At 56.9% G+C, this 20,284-nt stretch carries 16 protein-coding genes and 1 other RNA gene; 12 read left to right on the forward strand and 5 right to left on the reverse strand.

The window, feature by feature from the left end:
• Positions 1-58: 58 nt before the first annotated feature.
• The 4 genes from hisC to gyrA all read right to left on the reverse strand — a co-directional run bounded on the left by hisC (position 59) and on the right by gyrA (position 6,351).
• Positions 59-1,165, reverse strand: coding sequence for a histidinol-phosphate transaminase (gene hisC, locus CAter10_RS17845; protein WP_061534475.1), 1,107 nt, complete (start codon positions 1,163-1,165; stop codon positions 59-61).
• A gap of 61 nt (positions 1,166-1,226) precedes the next feature.
• Positions 1,227-2,300, reverse strand: a complete 1,074-nt coding sequence (gene pheA, locus CAter10_RS17850) for a prephenate dehydratase (protein ID WP_061534476.1) — start codon at positions 2,298-2,300, stop codon at positions 1,227-1,229.
• Between the two features lie 80 nt (positions 2,301-2,380).
• Positions 2,381-3,481 carry a 3-phosphoserine/phosphohydroxythreonine transaminase gene (gene serC / locus CAter10_RS17855; protein WP_061534477.1) on the reverse strand — a complete coding sequence of 367 codons (1,101 nt, stop codon included), beginning with the start codon at positions 3,479-3,481 and terminating at the stop codon, positions 2,381-2,383.
• Positions 3,482-3,693: 212 nt separating this feature from the next.
• Entirely contained in the window at positions 3,694-6,351 is a 2,658-nt protein-coding gene (gene gyrA / locus CAter10_RS17860) for a DNA gyrase subunit A (protein ID WP_061534478.1), read from the reverse strand.
• A 353-nt stretch (positions 6,352-6,704) separates the two neighbouring features.
• On the opposite strand from gyrA, the gene CAter10_RS17865 reads away from it, so the two are divergent.
• The 10 genes from CAter10_RS17865 (at position 6,705) to arsH (ending at position 17,093) form a co-directional block, all read left to right on the forward strand.
• The gene (locus CAter10_RS17865) at positions 6,705-7,385 is read left to right on the forward strand and encodes an OmpA family protein (RefSeq protein WP_061534479.1); all 681 of its coding nucleotides are present in this window, start codon (positions 6,705-6,707) and stop codon (positions 7,383-7,385) included.
• 279 nt (positions 7,386-7,664) lie between these two features.
• Positions 7,665-8,300 (forward strand): outer membrane protein OmpA, encoded by a 636-nt coding sequence (ompA, locus tag CAter10_RS17870; protein ID WP_061534480.1) that lies wholly within the window; start codon positions 7,665-7,667, stop codon positions 8,298-8,300.
• Positions 8,301-8,479: 179 nt separating this feature from the next.
• A complete protein-coding gene (ubiG, locus tag CAter10_RS17875) occupies positions 8,480-9,175 on the forward strand; it encodes a bifunctional 2-polyprenyl-6-hydroxyphenol methylase/3-demethylubiquinol 3-O-methyltransferase UbiG (RefSeq protein ID WP_061534481.1) in 696 nt (231 codons plus the stop codon).
• A 122-nt stretch (positions 9,176-9,297) separates the two neighbouring features.
• Entirely contained in the window at positions 9,298-9,966 is a 669-nt protein-coding gene (locus CAter10_RS17880; RefSeq protein ID WP_061534482.1) for an HAD family hydrolase, read from the forward strand.
• Positions 9,967-10,118: 152 nt separating this feature from the next.
• On the forward strand, positions 10,119-13,793 hold the full coding sequence (locus tag CAter10_RS17885; protein ID WP_061534483.1) for a DUF748 domain-containing protein: 3,675 nt from the start codon (positions 10,119-10,121) through the stop codon (positions 13,791-13,793).
• A gap of 77 nt (positions 13,794-13,870) precedes the next feature.
• Positions 13,871-14,233, forward strand: a transfer-messenger RNA (tmRNA) gene (gene ssrA / locus CAter10_RS17890).
• Between the two features lie 251 nt (positions 14,234-14,484).
• A complete protein-coding gene (locus CAter10_RS17895) occupies positions 14,485-14,826 on the forward strand; it encodes an ArsR/SmtB family transcription factor (protein ID WP_061534484.1) in 342 nt (113 codons plus the stop codon).
• Between the two features lie 68 nt (positions 14,827-14,894).
• The gene (gene arsB, locus CAter10_RS17900; RefSeq protein WP_061535444.1) at positions 14,895-15,914 is read left to right on the forward strand and encodes an ACR3 family arsenite efflux transporter; all 1,020 of its coding nucleotides are present in this window, start codon (positions 14,895-14,897) and stop codon (positions 15,912-15,914) included.
• 44 nt (positions 15,915-15,958) lie between these two features.
• The gene (arsC, locus tag CAter10_RS17905; protein ID WP_061534485.1) at positions 15,959-16,381 is read left to right on the forward strand and encodes an arsenate reductase (glutaredoxin); all 423 of its coding nucleotides are present in this window, start codon (positions 15,959-15,961) and stop codon (positions 16,379-16,381) included.
• Entirely contained in the window at positions 16,371-17,093 is a 723-nt protein-coding gene (arsH, locus tag CAter10_RS17910; RefSeq protein WP_061534486.1) for an arsenical resistance protein ArsH, read from the forward strand. Before arsC ends, arsH begins: the two co-directional genes overlap by 11 nt.
• A 79-nt stretch (positions 17,094-17,172) precedes the next feature.
• On the opposite strand, the gene CAter10_RS17915 is transcribed toward arsH, so the two are convergent.
• Positions 17,173-18,078: a LysR family transcriptional regulator gene (locus CAter10_RS17915; protein WP_061535445.1), complete on the reverse strand. Its 906-nt coding sequence runs from the start codon at positions 18,076-18,078 to the stop codon at positions 17,173-17,175.
• Between the two features lie 114 nt (positions 18,079-18,192).
• Between CAter10_RS17915 and CAter10_RS17920 the strand changes: the two genes are divergently transcribed.
• Positions 18,193-19,071, forward strand: coding sequence for an aldo/keto reductase family oxidoreductase (locus CAter10_RS17920; protein ID WP_061534487.1), 879 nt, complete (start codon positions 18,193-18,195; stop codon positions 19,069-19,071).
• Between the two features lie 283 nt (positions 19,072-19,354).
• Entirely contained in the window at positions 19,355-20,167 is an 813-nt protein-coding gene (locus tag CAter10_RS17925) for a transporter substrate-binding domain-containing protein (RefSeq protein WP_082797981.1), read from the forward strand.
• Positions 20,168-20,284 lie beyond the last annotated feature (117 nt).

Genomic DNA, 20,284 nt, shown 5'->3' on the forward strand with positions numbered 1-20,284 from the left:
GACTATTGCTTTAAATAGAGATTAAAAATTCAAACCAGGTTGATGCCGCAGCAAATGATCAGGCCAGCAATTTCTTCAATGCGTCGATGAATGCCGCGTTTTCATTCGGCAGGCCGATCGTGACACGCAGCCATTGCGGCAAACCGTAGTTGCCGACCGGACGTACGATGATGCCCTGCTTCAGCAAAGCCAGGTTGACGCGCGCTCCGGCATCGCTATCTTCGCCGACCTTGACCAGCACGAAATTGCCGAACGACGGCACATATTGCAGGCCCAGTTCGTTAAAGACCTGCGTCAGTTGGTGATAACCATCTCGATTCAACTGCGCGCTACGTTGTAGGAAGGCGCTGTCGTTCAATGCAGCAACTGCGGCGGCTTGCGCCAGCGAGTTGACATTGAACGGCTGGCGGATCCGGTTCAGCAAATCGGTGATGACCGGTTGCGCAATCCCGAAGCCAATACGCAAACCCGCCAGGCCATAGGCTTTCGACATGGTGCGCGACACCAGCAGGTTCGGGTATTTGCGGACCCAGGCAATCGACTCATACTGCAGTTCCGGCGGCAGGTATTCATTGTAGGCTTCGTCCAGCACCACCACGGTTTGCGCCGGCACGCGCGCCAGGAACGCTTCGATGTCGGCGGCAGGAATGAAAGTGCCGGTCGGGTTGTTCGGGTTCGCAATGAAGATCAGTTTGGTGTCCTGGGTAATGGCCTTGGCCATCGCATCCAGGTCATGGCCGAAATCCTTGGCCTTGACCACGATTGCGCGAGCACCGACGGCTTGCGTCGCCAATGCGTACACCAGGAAAGAATATTCCGCATACATGGCGGCCTCGCCCGCTTGCACGAAAGCGTGCGTGGCCAGTTCGAGAATGTCGTTGCTGCCGTTGCCCAGCGTGATCCAGTCGGCCGGCACATCGTACTTGGCGGTGATCGCTGCTTTCAGGTCGAAGCCGTTAGCATCTGGATAGCGGCCGATATCGGCGACTGCCTGCTGCATCGCCAGACGCGCCGATTCCGGCATGCCGAGCGGATTCTCATTGGACGCCAGCTTGATGATCTTGGCTTCGTCGAGACCGAACTCACGGGCAACTTCGGCAATCGGCTTACCGCCCTGATACGGAGCGATGGCGCGCACATACTCTGGACCTAATTGAATTGACATTGTCTGCTTTCGAAACGAAATATTGAAAGATTGAAGTAATGAAGAATAGGGTCAGGCCGGATCAAAAACTGCGCGGATACGATCCCAGCAGCTTGTAAAACGCCGCGTTCTGTTTCAACTCAGCCAGCGCCTTGATCACCTTGTCGTCATCCGCGTGACCTTCGACGTCGACATAAAAATAATATTCCCACGCCCCCATGCGCGCAGGCCGCGACTCGAAACGGGTCATCGACACGCCATGCTTGGCAAGCGGCGCCAGCAGGTTGTAAACCGCACCCGCCTTGTTTGCCACCGACAGCACCAACGAAGTCTGGTCTTTGCCGCTGGCCGCAGTTTGCAGGCGGCCGATCACGGCGAAACGAGTGCGGTTGTGCGGATCATCCTGAATGTGGGCGCTGACAATCTGCAGACCATATTTTTGCGCGGCGATCTCACCGGCAATTCCAGCCACCGTCGAGTCTTCACTCGCCATGCGCGCCGCTTCGGCATTGGAAGCCACCGCCTGCCGTTCCAGCAACGGATAATGCTGGTTGAGCCAGGCGTTGCATTGCGCCAGCGCCTGCGAATGTGCGCAAATGCGGGTGACCGCATCCATCGTACCGTCCTTGCTCATCAGGCTGTGATGTACCGGGATCGATACTTCACCGCTGATGCTGAGCGTGGTTTGCAGCAACAGGTCGAGGGTGCGATTGATCACGCCTTCGGACGAATTCTCGATCGGCACCACGCCGAAATCGGCGGTACCGGCTTCGGCCGCACGGAATACTTCGTCAATCGACACGCAAGCAAGACTTTCCACCGCATGCCCGAACTGCTGGTAAACCGCCTGTTCGCTGAAAGTCCCAGCTGGGCCCAGATAAGCCACGGTGACGCGCTTTTCCAGCGCGCGGCAAGCCGACATCACTTCACGGAAAATGGTCTGCACATCACTGCCTTGCAGCGGGCCAGGATTGCGCTCCGCGACCTTGTGCAGCACCTGCGCTTCGCGCTCGGGACGGAACACCGGCGCATTGGTCTCGGCCTTGACGTGGCCAACCTCTTGCGCAATTTGCGCACGGCGGTTGAGTAAGGCCAGGATTTCCGCATCGATGGCGTCAATCTGTTGACGCAAGGGCAGGAGTTTATCTTCGCTCATGATGACTGTATTTCTATCTGTGGTTCTGCTGCTGGGTAAAACCGGCAATCGCCGACAACGATAAAGACTATGCTAATTCCTTAGCCGCGATGCTTTTCAAACTCTTTCAGGTAATCGACCAGCGCCTGCACGCCTTCGATCGGCATCGCGTTATAGATCGATGCGCGCATGCCGCCCACCGACTTATGGCCCTTCAGCTGCAGCAAGCCGTGCTCCTTGGCGCCAGCCAGGAACGCTTCGTTCAGCGCCTCGTCGGCCAGGAAAAACGGCACGTTCATGCGCGAACGGCAATCGCTGGCGATCTTGGTGCGATAGAAATCGGTAGAGTCCAGATACTCGTACAGCAACGTCGCCTTGGCGATATTGCGTTGCTCCATCGCTGCGACGCCGCCCTGTTTCTTGAGCCACTGGAACACCAGGCCGGCGATATAGATCGCATAGGTCGGCGGCGTGTTGTACATCGAATCGTTATCCGCCACGATTTTCCAGTTGAATGCCGACGGGCAAGCCGGCAACGCATGGCCCAGCAAATCTTCGCGCACCACCACCAGCGTCAGGCCGGCAGGGCCGATATTCTTTTGCGCGCCGCCATAGATCACGCCATATTTGGAGACGTCGACCACACGCGACAGGATGTGCGACGACATGTCGGCCACCAGTGGAGCATTGTTGGTCTCGCTCGCAATATCGGGGGTGAACTGGTACTCGACACCGTCGATCGTTTCATTGGTGCAGATATGCACGTAAGCTGGGTCTTTCGACAACTGCCAGCTGTCGCGCGCCGGAATGCGGGCAAAACGCTCCTCTTCCGACGAAGCGGCGACATTGACGTTGCCATAACGCCTGGCTTCTTTCAGCGACTTGGTCGACCAGGAACCTGTATTGATGTAATCAGCGGTTGCAGGCTGGTCTTTGCGCCCCATCAGGTTCAAGGGCACGATCGCATTCTCGGCAATCGCACCACCTTGCATGAACAGCAGCTTGTAATTCGCCGGCACGGCAAACAGCTCGATGAAATCCTGCTGCGCAGCTGCCAGGATCGACATGAACTCCTTGCCGCGATGACTCATTTCCATCACGGACATGCCGCTGCCATGCCAGTCCAGCATCTCGGCCGCAGCCTGTTGCAGCACTTCTTTCGGTAATACGGCGGGGCCAGCGGAAAAATTGTAGATAGGCATGATGAATGTCGTCAGATGAAAGCCAGGATTACAGAAACTGCGAACTACGAGTAGGGGCCAACGGATGGCACTACTGCTTGCTATTGCCGATTTTGCTGCCGGTTTACTGCCAGCCGATGCGAACCTGCTTGATGCATGGCTGCCTGCAAACTTAAAACATAAATACTACAGCGCGATCCGGACCGTGGGGCCGGATCGCGCTGCCGGCCATGTTACTCGGCCGCCGGATCGGCTGCGTCGGCAGCACCACCCGCTTCGCTGTTGCCGGCATCGGCCTCAGTATCTACTTCGGCATCGGATTCGACCACGCGTTGCAAACCGCTCAGCTTGGTGCCATCTTCCACCGCGATCAACGTGACGCCCTGTGTAGCGCGGCCCATTTCGCGAATTTCCGCGACGCGGGTACGGATCAGGACACCGCCGGTGGTGATCAGAATGATTTCATCGCTAGGCTCAACCAATGTCGCGGCGACAACCTTGCCGTTACGTTCGCTGGTCTGGATCGCAATCATGCCCTTGGTGCCGCGGCCATGGCGAGTGTACTCGGTGATCGGAGTACGTTTACCGAAGCCGTTTTCGGTTGCGGTCAATACCGATTGCTGTTCGTTTTCCGCGACCAGCAAAGCAATAACCTGCTGTCCTTCTTCGAGGTTCATGCCGCGCACACCGCGCGCGGTACGCCCCATCGGGCGCACATCGTTTTCGTCGAAGCGCACCGCCTTGCCGGAATCGGAGAACAGCATCACATCGTGCTGGCCATCGGTCAGCGCCGCGCCGATCAGGAAATCGCCCTCATCCAGATCGACCGCGATAATGCCTGCCTTGCGTGGATTGCTGAAGTCGGACAGCGGCGTCTTCTTGACGGTGCCGAGGCTGGTCGACATGAACACATAGCGGTCTTCAGGGAAACTGCGGTTATCGCCCGACAATGGCAGGACGACGGTAATCTTCTCGCCATCCTGCAGCGGGAACATGTTGACGATCGGCTTGCCGCGCGAGTTGCGTGAACCTTGTGGCACTTCCCAGATCTTCAGCCAGTACAGACGGCCGCGATTGCTGAAGCACAATATGTAATCGTGGGTATTGCCGACGAACAGTTGGTCGATCCAGTCGTCGTCCTTGGTCGCCATCGCCTGCTTGCCGCGGCCACCGCGTTTTTGCGCGCGGTATTCCGAGACCGGTTGCGCTTTCATGTAGCCGGTGTGCGACAAGGTCACTACCATGTCTTGCGGCGTGATCAAGTCTTCGGTGCCAAGATCGGTAGGATTGTGCTCGATCTGCGAACGGCGCTCATCCTTGTTGCCGATGCCGTATTCGTTCTTGGCGGCAGTCATTTCATCGGTGATGATGACAGTGACGCGCTCCGGCTTGGCCAGAATATCCAGCAAGTCGGCGATCTGTTCCATCACGTCTTTGTACTCGTTGACGATCTTGTCCTGTTCCAGGCCGGTCAGGCGTTGCAAACGCATCTGCAGGATTTCCTGCGCCTGATCATCGGACAGTTTGTACAAGCCGTCAGCCTGGATGCCGTAATGCTTCGGCAGGTTTTCCGGGCGGAAGGCCTCGACGCCGCCGAGGTTTTCCTCGCCGGTGCGGGCCAGCATTTCGCGCACCATGGACGAATCCCAGGCGCGCGCCATCAGCTCGGATTTCGCGACCGGCGGCGTTGGCGCCGCCTTGATCAGTGCGATGAAATCGTCGATATTGGCCAGCGCCACTGCCAGGCCTTCCAGAACGTGGCCGCGCTCGCGCGCCTTGCGCAATTCGAATACGGTACGGCGCGTCACCACTTCGCGGCGGTGCGACAGGAAGCATTCCAGCATCTGCTTCAGGTTCAGCAGTTTCGGCTGACCATCCACCAACGCCACCATGTTCATGCCAAAGGTATCTTGCAGTTGCGTCTGCTTGTACAGATTGTTCAGCACCACCTCGGCCACTTCGCCGCGCTTGAGTTCGATCACCACGCGCATGCCGGACTTGTCCGACTCGTCGCGCAGATCCGAAATGCCTTCCAGCTTCTTGTCGCGCACCAGCTCGGCGATACGTTCCAGCAACGCCTTCTTGTTTACCTGATACGGCAGCTCATCGATGATGATCGCGGTGCGGCCTTCACGTCCGAATTCCTCGAAGTGGGTCTTGGCGCGCATCACCACACGGCCGCGGCCGGTGCGATAACCGTCGCGCACGCCGGAAACGCCGTAGATGATGCCGGCAGTCGGGAAATCCGGCGCCGGGATGATCTCGATCAACTCGTCGATCGCGCAGTCGGGATTGCGCAGTACATGCAGTGCGCCGTCGATCACTTCGGTCAGGTTATGCGGCGGGATGTTGGTCGCCATACCAACCGCGATACCGGACGAACCGTTGATCAGCAGGTTCGGAATACGCGTCGGCAACACCGACGGCTCCTTTTCCTTGCCATCATAGTTAGGCACGAAGTCGACGGTTTCCTTGTCCAGATCGGCCAGCAGTTCGCCGGCGATCTTGTCCAGGCGGCACTCGGTGTAACGCATCGCCGCAGCGCCGTCGCCATCGATCGAGCCGAAGTTGCCCTGACCGTCGACCAGCATGTAGCGCAGCGAGAAGGGTTGCGCCATCCGCACCAACGTGTCGTAGATCGACGCGTCGCCGTGCGGGTGGTATTTACCCATCGTCTCACCGACCACGCGCGCACATTTGACGAACGGGCGGTTCCAGACGTTGTTCATTTCATGCATGGCGAACAAGACCCGGCGATGCACCGGCTTGAGGCCGTCGCGCACATCCGGCAGCGCACGGCCGACGATCACGCTCATCGCGTAATCGAGATAGCTCTTGCGCATTTCTTCTTCGAGGGAAATCGGGATTGTTTCTTTAGCGAATTGATCCATTAGCGAGTCGGCGAGTCTTTACTTGGGTTGATCGATCACAGATATATATGGCTGGTTGCAGAACAAGGTTCACTACCGCGGAAACGCGGCGAACGCCTCTTCCAGAATCAGCCAGACTGGCATTCAGGGCTGAAATATCGACATATAAGCCGACTAAAGCCCAGAACGACAGTAATTAGACGCATGATTTTAGCACGCGAGGAAGCCGCTTCTGGCATTTCAGGCAAGCAGGGACGCCCATACTTCCGACCGGAAACGCTATCTGCCAAAAAAATATGTTTAAATGCCGCCTTGCCCGGCAATTCGGCAGCGCTTGCATGCGCCCGCCCTGCCACTTCTCTCAGGAAACAATTATGCGTCATATCATTGCGCTGAGCCTTCTGCTAGGTTCGGCCCTCGGCTTCGCGGCCAATTCAAGCTTCGCCCAAACCACCGATGTTCAAGCGGCAACAGAAAAAAGTGCTTATCTGCAGGACGGCCGCGGGCCGATCGTGCGCAGCCAGGATGGCTTGTGCTGGCGCTCCGGTTACTGGGAACAAAATGACGCGGTGACCGGCTGCGACGGTACGCTGACTCCGCCGGTCATGAAAGCAATCGCACCCGCTCTTGCAGAAAACCCATTAGTTGCCAATACAGAAAAAGTGCCTGCGGCAATCGTTGCGCAATGCAACGTCACATTATCGAGCGACCAGACCTTCAGCTTCGGCAAAGCAACGCTGACCAAGATCGCCAAACAGCGCATTGACCAAGAGATAATTGGCAAACTGACAAATTTCTGCGGCAGCGGCACCATCATCGTCACTGGCTATACAGATCGCATTGGCTCGGCGAAATATAACCAAAAGTTATCAAAACAACGCGCAACCAGTGTCGCGGCGTATTTGAAAAGCAAAGGCATCAGCAATCGGATTGACGTCGTCGGCGCGGGCGAATCTGACCCCGTTTCCAGCTGCAGCAAAAAACTTAGCCATAAACGACTGATCGATTGCCTTAGCCCGGACCGCAGAGTCGTAATAAAAATGCAAGGCAATTAAAATAATTTCGATATTTTCCTTATGGCGATGTAATATATTGCCCGTGGGGATGTTTTCATAATGTTATGTTGTATGAAAACAACGAAGCGGGCAAAACGTGTGCTGGATCATTTGGCATCCTTCGCTAGTCATAGCGGCCTGTGGCAGAATGGTGGTCAAGTTCATTGCGTGTGGTCAATCCCTCACGTAACGGCCTGAACCACGTGGTACTATCCAATTTTTGATGTCGTATATTAGTTGCGCAGTTAATCTGCGGATATCTCAACCGAGAGGAGAAACATGAATAAATTAGCAAAACTCGTCTTCGCTGCGTCCGCAGTCGTCGCACTCTCTGCCTCTGCGCAGGAAATCAAAGATATCCAGGCACCTACTCCAAAAAGCGCCTATGTTCAAAGCTCCAACGGCGTAATCGCACGTGACCCATACGGTCTGTGCTGGCACACCGGCTACTGGACACCAGCTGACTCGGTTCCAGGTTGCGACGGCGAAATCGCTCAAGCTGCACCAGCACCGGTTGCACCAGCACCAGCTCCAGTTGTCCCAGCACCAGCTCCAGTATCGCAAAAGGTGACTTTCGCTGCTGACGCATTCTTTGACTTCGACAAAGCTGTCCTGAAGCCAGAAGGCAAAGCTAAGCTGGACGACCTGACATCGAAACTGGGCGCAATCAACCTGGAAGTCATCATCGCTGTTGGTCACACTGACTCGATCGGTTCCGTTGCTTACAACCAAAAACTGTCGGTTCGTCGCGCTGAAGCTGTTAAGGCATACCTGGTACACAAGGGTGTCGAAGCTAACCGTGTTTACACCGAAGGTAAAGGCAAATCGCAACCAGTCGCTGACAACAAGACAGCAGCTGGCCGCGCTAAAAACCGTCGCGTTGAAATCGAAGTTGTTGGTACACGTACTAACTAATCGATTCAAACTCGATCAGAACCCCGCCTCGGCGGGGTTTTTTTTCGCCCGCACGAGATCAGATATAGCTATCGCTGAGAACAGCATCACCGCAAGCCGGTCGTTGCATCACCAGCTTTGATAATCTTTTAATAGGGTTTGAAACCGCAAAACCTTACTTTCCAGCTATGATTCATCCTATGAACGCAGACCCATCAGAACTCAAGAAATTCAGCGACCTGGCTCACCACTGGTGGGACCCTGAATCCGAATTTCGTCCATTGCATGAAATCAATCCGCTACGTCTGGAGTGGATCAATTCGCGCGCCGCGCTTACTGGCAAGAACGTTGTAGACATTGGCTGCGGCGGCGGCATCCTGGCTGAATCGATGGCACGGAAAGGCGCTAAAGTCACCGGCATCGACTTGTCTGACAAGGCATTAAAAGTTGCCGATCTGCACAGCCTGGAATCGGGGATAGAAGTCCGCTATGAAAAAATCGCGGCGGAAGATCTGGCAGAGCGCGAAGCGGGGCAATTCGATGTCGTCACCTGCATGGAAATGCTGGAGCACGTGCCCGATCCGGCATCCATCGTGCGCGCTTGCGCGACCCTGGTCAAACCCGGCGGACAGGTATTTTTCTCCACGCTGAACCGCAATCCAAAAGCCTATCTGCAAGCAGTCATCGGCGCCGAGTACCTGTTGCGCATGTTGCCAAAGGGCACACATGACTACGCCAAGTTCATCACGCCTGCCGAACTGGCACAGTTTGCCCGCAACGCCGGACTGACAGTCGATACCTTGCGTGGCATGAGCTACAACCCGCTGACCCGCATCTATTCGCTTAACAAGGATACCGGCGTCAACTATTTGATGGCGTGCACAAGACCTGCCTAGAATTACCACCGCTGCGCTCCATCGAGCCAGTTCCAATAATGCATGAGTGCGGCGGCCCTTATTTGTCTGATTCGAAAGCGGCTGCGCCTTCAGCCCGTCGCTTTCCGCACTGAGGAACCACCATGCCATTACCGATGCCGCGTGCAATCCTGTTCGACCTCGACGGCACGCTTGCCGATACTGCTCCAGATCTGGCTGCCGCCATGAACCGCGTGCGCAACGATCGCGGACTCGACGACACGCCCTATGAACAGCTGCGCCCACATACTTCTGCCGGCGCACGCGGCATGATCGGCGCCGCCTTCGGCCTCAAACCGGGTGACCCGGGCTTTGATGAGTTGCGGGACGGCTTTCTCGATCATTACGCCGCCGCGCTAGCTGTCAACAGCACGTTGTTCGAGGGTATCCCGGCGCTGCTCAAGGATCTGCGTGAACGCAATCTCGGTTGGGGTGTAGTCACCAACAAGGCGGCCCGTTTCACCGATCCGCTGGTGCGCCAAATCGGTCTCGGAGATGCCGACTGCGTCATCTCGGGCGACACCACTGCCCACTCCAAGCCGCATCCGGAACCATTGCTGGAAGCGGCACGGCGCCTCAATGTCGCGCCACATGAATGCTGGTACGTCGGCGACGACCTGCGCGACATACAAGCCGGGCAAGCAGCGGGGATGGCGACTATTGCCGCTGCCTGGGGTTATTGCGGCGAAACTGAACCCGACTCCTGGGCTGCCGACGCACTAATTGATACACCTCTTCAGCTGCTGGCGTTGCTGTCGGCGCTGCAACCGTAAATTTGACGGACCGGCCCCGGCCTGGCGATGACACTGTGTAAATAAAGCATGACGTCCACGAGCTGGTGCAACGTTTTCTCGGACTCTGATAAATTAGTTGGCAATGCTGTCTGGCGGTATATTGCGGACATCATTGCCCATAAGGAATAAAAATGGCAAATATCCCTCGTCCCTCGTGGCTTCCTCGTGCCATGCGCTGGGCAGGTATCACGGCAGCGGTGCTACTGGTTCTGGCAGTTATCAGCTGGTTCGCAGTCCCCCCTCTCGTCAAACACGTGGCCGAACAACAGGCCGAAGCGCAGATTGGCCGCAAGGTCAGCATCGGCAAGATCGGTTTTAATCCGTTCACGATCACCCTGACGGCGTCCGATGTCACGCTGTACGAACCCGACAAGACCACGCCGGCATTTTCTGCCAAGACGCTGCTGGTCAACGCTTCGTCGGCCTCGTTGTTTCGCCTGGCGCCGGTATTGAATGAAGTCCAGTTGGTCAGCCCGAACCTGCATATCGTGCGCACCAGTGCCGAAGGCATCGGGCGCTACAATTTTTCCGATGTCATCGACCGCATCCTGGCGATGCCGAAGAGCGACAAGCCGGCCATGTTTTCGATCTCCAATATCCAGCTCGAAAACGGCACGATCAAGTTCGATGACAAGGTCACCAACAAGCTGGTCAATATCGAGGCACTGAATATCGGCCTGCCTTATGTGTCGAACTTCCCGAGCAAGGTCGACACCTTTGTCCAGCCACATCTGTCTGCCAAGATCAACGGCACGCCGTTCGATCTGAAGGGTCGCAGCAAGCCGTTCGCCGGCAGCCAGGAAACCGCGCTCGCGATCGATATCGACAAACTCGATGTCGCCAGTTTCGTAGCGTTTTCACCAGTGGCGTTGCCGTTGAAAATCGAGAGTACAAAGCTCTCCACCAAACTCGACCTGAATTTTGTCCGCAACAAGGACAAACCCGAAATCGTCCTGTCGGGTGCGATCAACCTGGCCGACGTTGCGCTGGCCGACAAGAATGCTGCGCCGCTGCTGAAAGCGCAGGCGATCAATACGCAGATACATCAGCTCAACGTCCTCGACGGCAGCGCCGCGCTGGATCAGATCGACATCCAGCAACCGGAAGTCTGGGGCAACCTGAATGCCGACGGCAGCCTCAACTGGGCTGCCTTGAGCACGCCTGCAGCCAAACAGGATATCGTCAAGGACGCGCCGAAAAAGCCGGCAAGCACAGGCCCCGCGCCGGCCATGACGCTGGCCAAGCTGAGCATCCACAACGGCACGGTCAACTGGCTCGACGCCGCCAATGCAACGCCGGCACTGAACCTGCAAGTCAAGAACGTCGCGCTGGATGCCAGCCAACTGTCGATGGCTGCCAATGCCAAACCGGCGACCATCAAACTCTCAACCGGCAGCGACGGCGACCAGCACATCCAGTTCATCGGCCAGATCACTCCAGCCAAGGGCGCAGTCGCCGGCAAGGCCAGCATCGATGCCTTGTCGCTTGCGCAGTACCAACCTTATATCAACCGCTCGCTGGCGGCTGTGCTGTCCGGCAAGCTATCGCTCGAAACCCTGCTCGCCATCAGCGACGGCCGGATCCAGCTGCATCAGCTCGGGATTGACGTCAACGACCTCAAGGTCGCCGCCAAATCGAATGCCGGCGGCAGCATCGGCGTCAAGAAAATCAGCCTGGAAAACGGCAGCGTCGATACTGAAGCCCACACCTTCAACGCCAATGCGTTACGCGTGGCCGGCATCCAGGGCGATGTCCGGCGCGATGCCCAGGGCAGGCTCAACGTCCAGCAATTCGTCGCTACCGGCGCTGCGCCAAAAGCGGCTGTGGCGGCTGCACCGGCCAAGAAAGCCGGACCGGATTGGGTAGCCAACATCAATCAGTTCGCGATCACCGACAGCGCCATCGCCTATCTCGACGATTCCGTGAAGCCGGCGGTCAAGCTGCGTGCCGACGGCTTGAACCTGACGGCAGACAATGTCTCCAGCAAGCTCGACAAGCCGATCAAGATCAGCCTGCGCAGCCAGATCAACAAAAGCGGAAAGCTATCGGTCGACGGCAACATCGCTGCACAAATGAAATCGCTCGACCTCGCCATCGATGCGCAGAACCTGCCGGTGCCGGCGCTGCAACCCTACTTCACCGACTACCTGAACGTGACGCTGACTTCCGGCCTGGCCAGCACCAAAGGCAAACTGACGCTGGTGCCGCCTAGCGGCCGCCAGGAGCTGGCCACCACTTATGACGGCATGCTGCGCCTGGCGAATTTCCGGGTGTTGGACAAGGAAAATTCTGCAGATTTCCTCAAATGGAAACTGCTTGATGTCAGTGGCATCAACGCCAGCATCGGCGGCCCTCGGCAACATGTGACGCTGGCAAAAATCGCGCTGAACGATTTCTATGCACGGATCATCCTGTCCGACAAGGCCAAACTCAACCTGCAGGATATTGTCGTCTCGAAGGATGCCCCACCCGGTGCACCGACGCCGTCCCTGACTTCCGCCGAGGCAGGTGAAGGCATGGGCCAGGGCACGCAAAAAGTCACCAAGCCAACTACCGAGGGCACGGTTACGGTAGCCCCCATCGCTGTTGCCCCGCCAAAGGAAAATGCGCCGGTAATCAAGATTGGCCAGGTGGTGATCAAGGGCGGCAACATCAACTACACCGACAACTTCGTCAAGCCGAACTATACCGCCAACATGACCGGCATGAACGGTACGGTCGGCGCGATCGCATCCGACAAGCCGGCGCCGGCGCCGATCGACCTCAACGGCAAGATCGACAACGATGCGCCGGTCGCGATTTCCGGCTCTCTCAATCCGTTGTTCAAGCCGATGTTCCTCGACATCAAGGCCAGCGCCAACGGCGTTGAGCTGCCGCGCCTGACCCCCTATGCGGCCAAATATGCCGGCTATGCAATCGAGAAAGGTAAGCTGTCGATGGACGTCAGCTATCACATTGAGAACGACAAGCTGGTCGCAGAAAACAATGTGCGCATCGACCAGCTCACCTTCGGCGACAAGATCGACAGTCCAACCGCCACCAAGCTGCCGGTGCTGCTGGCAGTGGCGCTGCTGAAAGACCGCAACGGCCAGATCAACATCAACCTGCCGATTTCCGGCACCTTGTCGGACCCGCAATTTTCGATCGGCGGCATCATTGTCCGTATCTTCGTCAACCTGATCGTCAAGGCTGTCACATCCCCGTTCGCGCTGATCAGTTCCGCCTTCGGCGGCAGCGGCGGTGATGAACTCGGCTACGCTGAATTTGCGCCCGGTTCGGCAACGCTGACTGCCGCAACACAAGGCAAGCTCGATACGATCGCCAAAGCATTGAAAGACCGCCCCGCATTGAAGCTGGATCTGATCGGCCGTGTCGACCCGGTCACAGACACCGATGGCGTACGCCAGCAAATCCTGAACCGCAAGCTGAAAGCGTTGAAACTCAAGGACTCGGTCAATCAAAGCGACGATGCGCAATCTGACGACGTCGCCCTGACCGACGCCGACAAGGAAAAATACATGGGTAAAGTGTACGGTTCCGAAAAATTCGACAAGCCTCGCAACGCCATCGGCTTCGCCAAGTCCCTGCCAACGCCGGAAATGGAAAAATTGATCGTCGCCAATACTCAGGTGACCCAGGACGCCTTAAGCGCCTTGGCAACCCGCCGCGCCGAAGCCGTCCGCTCCTATCTCGAAACCAAAGGCCAGATCCCGCTGGAACGGATTTTCCTGATCGCGCCGAAACTGACCGCCGACGGCATCAAGGATAAAGGACAGCCGAATCGCGTCGATTTCGCACTGAAATAAGCGCAAGCCGCCGGTCTTTCAATACCGGCAACGTCCTGACAGGCAGGCCCCAAGTGCGTTACAATAGCAATCTGCTTGGGGGCGACCTGGTTTCGACGTGGGTTACAAAGCAGCGCAGGGCATACCGAGGACCGACTACCTCGTAAATACAATCGGAATAGATCTAACTGCAAACGATAACTCGTACGCACTAGCCGCTTAATAACCGGTTAGCTCTACACCATCTCGTCCCTGGGGTGGGCTGGTAAAACAGCAGTAGAGTCATTTACAGGGAATCGCTTTTAGTCGGGTTACCTGGCTAACAGTTAAATTTAGGTGACTCGCCTGAACGAAGCGTGTGCGTCCGCGTCGGCTGGGTTAAATCAAATGACAGCACTAAGTATGTAGAACTGTCTGTAGAGGACTTGCGGACGCGGGTTCGATTCCCGCCGCCTCCACCACCAATACAAAAAGGTCACCCGAAGGGTGGCCTTTTTTATTGGTATCGATGCCTCGGAGAATCGAATCCGCGTCCGGCACGGACGCGGGGCGAAGACAGGGTTTCGGCAAGCATGCTTGCCGCTATCTGAGCGGTTTTCGCCTACCAGCGAAAACCCCGGAGATTCCGCCACCGCCAACACATTGATCGACGGCCTTTAGCCACATACAAGAAAATTCTTGATTTATTCAATATTTCAACTATTATTGAAATATGAAAACAAATTCAGCCGTAGCCGCCCTTGCGGCACTTGCCCAGGACTCGCGCCTGGCGATCTTTCGCGCCCTAGTGCAAGCCGGGCCTGCCGGCTTGTCCGCTGGCAAGGTCAGCGAAGCCGTCGGGATATCTCCATCGTCGTTATCGTTTCACATGAAGGAGCTGACGCACGCCGACATGGTGACGTTTCGCAATGAAGGGCGATTCGTCATTTACTCGGCAAACTTTGTCACCATGAACGGCCTGCTCGGCTTTCTGACCGAGAACTGCTGCGGCGGCAATCCCTGCACACCCGTCTGCCTTCCTGCTTGCTCAACATCGGAAGATTCGGCGTCATGAAGCGTGCGCATGCGGCTGGCCGTGCAGACGACCCGTCAAATGCCGATAGACATGCAACAAGCGGCTCCATGAATCTGTTTGAACGGTATCTGACCGTTTGGGTGGCGCTTTGCATCGTCATCGGGGTTTTGCTTGGGCAGCTCTTTCCTGTCGAGGTGCAAGCGATAGGCTCGCTGGAAATCGCCAAGGTCAATCTGCCGGTCGGCGGACTGATCTGGGTGATGATCATTCCTATGCTGCTCAAGATCGATTTCTCCGCCTGGAACCAGGTCAAGGGACATGTGCGCGGCATCGGCGTTACCTTGTTCATCAACTGGGCGGTCAAACCTTTTTCAATGGCATTGCTTGCCTGGGTATTCATTCGTCATTGGTTTGCGCCCTATCTGCCGGCTGATCAGCTCGATTCCTACGTGGCTGGCCTGATCCTGCTGGCCGCCGCGCCGTGCACGGCAATGGTGTTTGTGTGGAGCCGGCTAACGGGCGGTGATCCCTACTTCACGCTGTCGCAAGTTGCGATGAATGATCTGATCATGGTGTTTGCATTTGCACCACTGGTAGCTCTCTTGCTTGGCGTATCCAGCATTACCGTGCCGTGGGCGACGCTGCTGACATCGGTGATGCTGTATATTGTGGCGCCGGTGCTCATCGCTCAGTTCTGGCGCAGATCCCTGCTACGCCACGGCCAGGCCAGTTTCGATACGCTAATGGCGCGCATCCAGCCCTGGTCGATTGCGGCGCTGTTGCTGACTCTGATACTACTGTTTGCATTCCAGGGCAATGCAATCATCGAACAGCCGCTGGTCATCGCGTTACTGGCGATCCCGATCCTGATACAAGTCTTCTTCAATTCCGCGCTGGCTTACTGGCTCAACAAGATTGTCGGAGAAAAGCACGCCGTCGCTTGCCCTTCAGCACTGATCGGCGCCTCTAACTTCTTCGAGCTGGCGGTAGCTGCAGCGATCAGCTTGTTTGGATTCAAATCCGGTGCCGCGTTGGCTACCGTCGTCGGGGTATTGATCGAAGTCCCGGTCATGCTGCTCATTGTGGGTATCGTGAATCGCACCCAGGGTTGGTACGAAGGACGTTGATACATGACCGGCAGGTTAGCCGCCGCTTTAACGAAAGTCGAACCATGAACATTACGATTTATCACAACCCCGAATGCGGCACGTCTCGCAATACACTGGCCTTGATACGCAATACCGGTGTCGAGCCGGAAGTGATCGAATACTTGAAGCACCCACCGTCATTGGCAACGCTCGCCAAACTGATCGCCGACAGCGGCTTGACAGCACGAGAAGCCATTCGGCAAAAAGGAACACCCTACGCAGAACTTGGGCTGGATGCACCGGGCCTGACGGATAGGCAATTGCTGGAAGCCATGCTGGCCCATCCGATCCTGATCAACCGGCCCTTTGTCGTCACGCCAGAAGGTACGCGCCTGTGCCGGCCATCCGAGCTGGTGCTGGATATCCTGTCATTGCCGCAAAAGGCTGCGTTTGCCAAGGAAGATGGCGAGGTGGTGATCAACACGGAGGGACAGCGTGTCAAATAATTTGCCTGATCTACCAAATATCGACGCCGACCTATTTCACACACCGTCTGCGGCAGATTTTGCCAACGTCGCACGCTCAACGCACGCGCCCCGCTTCCTGCTGCTGTATGGCTCCCTGCGTGAAAAATCTTATAGTCGCCTGCTGACGATGGAAGCGGCGCGTCTGTTGAAAGAAATGGGCGGGGAGGTCAGAATATTTGATCCGCACGGCTTGCCGCTGCCCGATGGAGAACCGGAACACCATCCCAAAGTCCTGGAGTTGAGAGACCTGGCGCAATGGGCCGAAGGCATGGTCTGGACCTCGCCCGAGCGGCATGGTGCCATGACCGGCATCATGAAGGCGCAGATCGACTGGATTCCGCTATCCCTCGGTGCGGTACGGCCGACGCAAGGCAAAACACTGGCAGTGATGGAGGTATCCGGCGGATCGCAATCATTCAACGCGGTCAATCAAATGCGTATTCTCGGCCGTTGGATGCGGATGATCACCATCCCCAACCAGTCGTCGGTTGCAAAGGCTTTTCTGGAATTTGATGATGCGGGCCGCATGAAACCGTCTTCCTACTACGAGCGCGTCGTTGACGTGATGGAGGAGCTGTTCAAATTCACCCTGCTTACACGCGACGTTTCTTCTTTCCTTGTAGATCGCTACAGCGAACGCAAAGAAAGCGCGGAAGCATTAAGCAAGCGCGTCAATCAAAAAGTCATTTGAGTTTGACTCATTCGACCGCCACGTATCTGCCTCGGGTTGCACGATCCGTTGCCATTCCACGCAATCAAGGGCAACTCTTTTATTGGTCGGCGGACGCCTTGATAAAATCGATGAACGCGCGCAACGGAGCTGGCACGAGGCGTCGTCCGGGATAGTAAAGAAACGGCCCCGAAAAGCGCGGCCACCACGATTCGAGTACAGGTTCAAGTGCGCCGCTATCAAGATGGGGACGCAGCCAGTCCTCGAAGAGATAAACAATACCGCTGCCGCCGATCGCCGCTTCAACGGCGAGATCCGCGCCGCCGCCAGCCTGTACGATCAGCGGCCCGGTCGGATCAACGCGCAATACCTCTCCCTTCCGCTCAAACTCCCACGCCGGCATTGATCCGCTGGAAAAGCGGCCGCGCAGACAAGCATGGTCGAGCAGTTCGCGAGGGTGTTTCGGTCGGCCACGCCGATCAAGGTAAGCGCTGGACGCGGCGGTGGCAAAACGCTGGACACGCGGTCCGATCGGCACCGCGATCATGTCTTGCTCCAGCCTTTCATCGTAGCGAATGCCGGCGTCGCATCCGGCCGCGATGACGTCAACGAAACTGTCTTCGGCGATGATATCTAGCTGAATGTCGGGATAGGCGGCGAGAAACGGCGGTACGATGCTGCCCAACACCAGCCGCGCGGCACTGACCGGCACATTCAGACGCAAGGTGCCGGCTGGCCTGTCGCGAAAACCGTTCACCACGTCCAGTGCTGCCTCCATCTCGCTCAACGCCGGGCTGAGCCGCGCCAGCAAACCCTCGCCGGCTTCGGTCGGCACGACGCTGCGCGTGGTGCGATTGAACAGCCTCACACCAAGCTGCGCCTCTAGGCGCCGCACCGCCTCGCTGAGCGCGGATGCACTGCCTCCGCTTGCGCGCGCGCCGTCACGAAAGCCTTTGGCACGCGCCACCACGACAAAGGCGTTGAGATCCCCCAGATCAACCTTCATTTGTTCGCCCCTCAACTGTTCGAAAATCAGCACAACCCGTATTGATTGTAGCCAATTATCGTGTAAGTGGAAAACGCCTACTATGAATCATCTTTCATTTACAGGAACTGAATCATGTCTCATATCGAACAATCCGGCAGCTTCGCACTGGGCAGTCATACCGTAAGCCGACTCGGCTATGGCGCCATGCAGCTTGCAGGGCCTGGCGTATTCGGCCCTCCCAAGGATCGTGATACGGCATTGGCCGTATTGCGCGAAGCCGTCGCACGCGGCGTGGATCACATCGACACCAGCGATTTCTACGGCCCTCACATCACCAACCAACTGATCCGCGAGGCGTTGCATCCCTATCGAGACGATCTCCTCATCGTCACCAAGATCAGCGCCAGGCGTGGCGACGATGGTTCCTGGATTCCGGCAATGTCGCGCGAAGAACTGATCCAGGCAGTCCATGACAACCTGCGCAATCTTGGCCTGGATGTGCTCGATGTGGTTAACCTTCGCAGCATGCTCGGCATCCACGGACCTGTCGAAGGCTCAATCGAAGAGCCGCTCACGGTTCTGGCCGAACTGCAGCGTCAGGGGCTGGTGCGCCACATCGGGCTGAGTAACGTCACGCCGAGGCAGATCGCGCAAGGACGCCGTATCTGCGAGATCGTTTGCGTGCAAAACCATTACAACCTGGCGCATCGGGAAGACGACGCCCTGATCGAAGAGCTTGCCCGAGACGACATCGCCTACGTACCTTTTTTCCCGCTCGGCGGTTTTACTCCGCTGCAGTCATTTACCTTGTCGGATGTGGCTGCGCGCCTTGGCGTTACCCCGATGCAAGTCGCGCTCGCCTGGCTGCTTCGCCGTGCGCCCAACATCCTTCTGATCCCGGGTACCTCGTCTGTCGCACACCTGCACGAGAATCTGGCGGCAGGCCAGTTGGTGTTGCCGGACGACGCGATGCAAGAATTGGAGCAAGTGGCGAGCATTAACGCTGCTTAACACACTTGCACGTGAGCATGGCACCGATGTCAGCGCAGTTGTATCCGCTCCCGGCGACAACTGCGCAATCACGGTCACGATTTACTGCTTGTTTTCATGCGGTTTGCCAATGACTTCCGCATGCATTTGCGGTAAAGAGACAGTCCGAAACAATCATCAACTATTCCGTATACAAACTTTCCACACAGACATAGAATCCTGCCCGTAGCAAGTGTTGCAGCGGCGTCTCAAGTCATTGTAAAGATGAAAATGCGGTCGTTCGATCAATTCTGGGAGTCTTCTTGTGAAGCGTTACACCGGTATATTTGCATGCGTTCTTGTCTATTCCATTGCCCTCGCGGGCACGCTATTGCCGGCGGCAGAAAGCCGCGCCGATTCGCTCGATGATATCCAGAGCCGACGCGCGGTCCGAGTTGCAGTGCCCAAGGATACCCCGCCGTTCGGTTCGGAAAATCCATACAAGACACTGGAAGGCTTCGATATCTCGATCGCCAAGATGGTCTCGCTGGAACTTGGCGTCAAGCTTGACATGGTGCCGCTGGCCAGTTCCGAACGCATTCCGCAGTTGTTGAACCATCATGTCGACCTGGTGATATCCAGTCTCGGTAAAAATCCCGAACGCCTGAAACAGATCGATTTCTCGCAAGCCTACGCCCCCTTCTATCTTGGCATCTTCGGCGCCCCTAACCTGGACGTCAAAAGCGCTGCGGGATTGGCCGGTAAAACGATAGCCGTACTCAAGGGTTCGATTGAAGAAACCGAGCTGACCAAGGTTGCCCCGCCGACCACGATCATCAAGCATTTCGACACCAGCCAGGATGTCGTCAAATCCTATCTGTCCGGCGAATCGAAACTACTGGCCGCGGGTAACGTGCTGATTGCCGCCTTTACCGAAAAGCAGGTGGAAGTGACGCAGTTGAAGATCGTGCTGAAGGATTCGCCTTGCTTTATCGGCGTCAACAAAAACGAGCCGGCGCTGCTGGCCAAGGTCAACACCATGTTGACCCACATCAAACAGAACGGCGTGCTCAACATCAATGCCCAGCGTTGGTTCAAGGCACCACTTCCGGACAGTGTGCTGCTGCACGTCGAATAATCCGCCAAACGGCGTGATCCGACAGCAATAACAAGAGGCCCTGCAGCAGGGCCTCTTTTCATTTGGCGACCTGATTGCCTATGATGGCCAAAGCATCGTCGATATGGGTATCATGTG

Origin of the sequence: Collimonas arenae (genome assembly GCF_001584165.1) — a bacterium.
GTDB lineage: Bacteria > Pseudomonadota > Gammaproteobacteria > Burkholderiales > Burkholderiaceae_D > Collimonas > Collimonas arenae.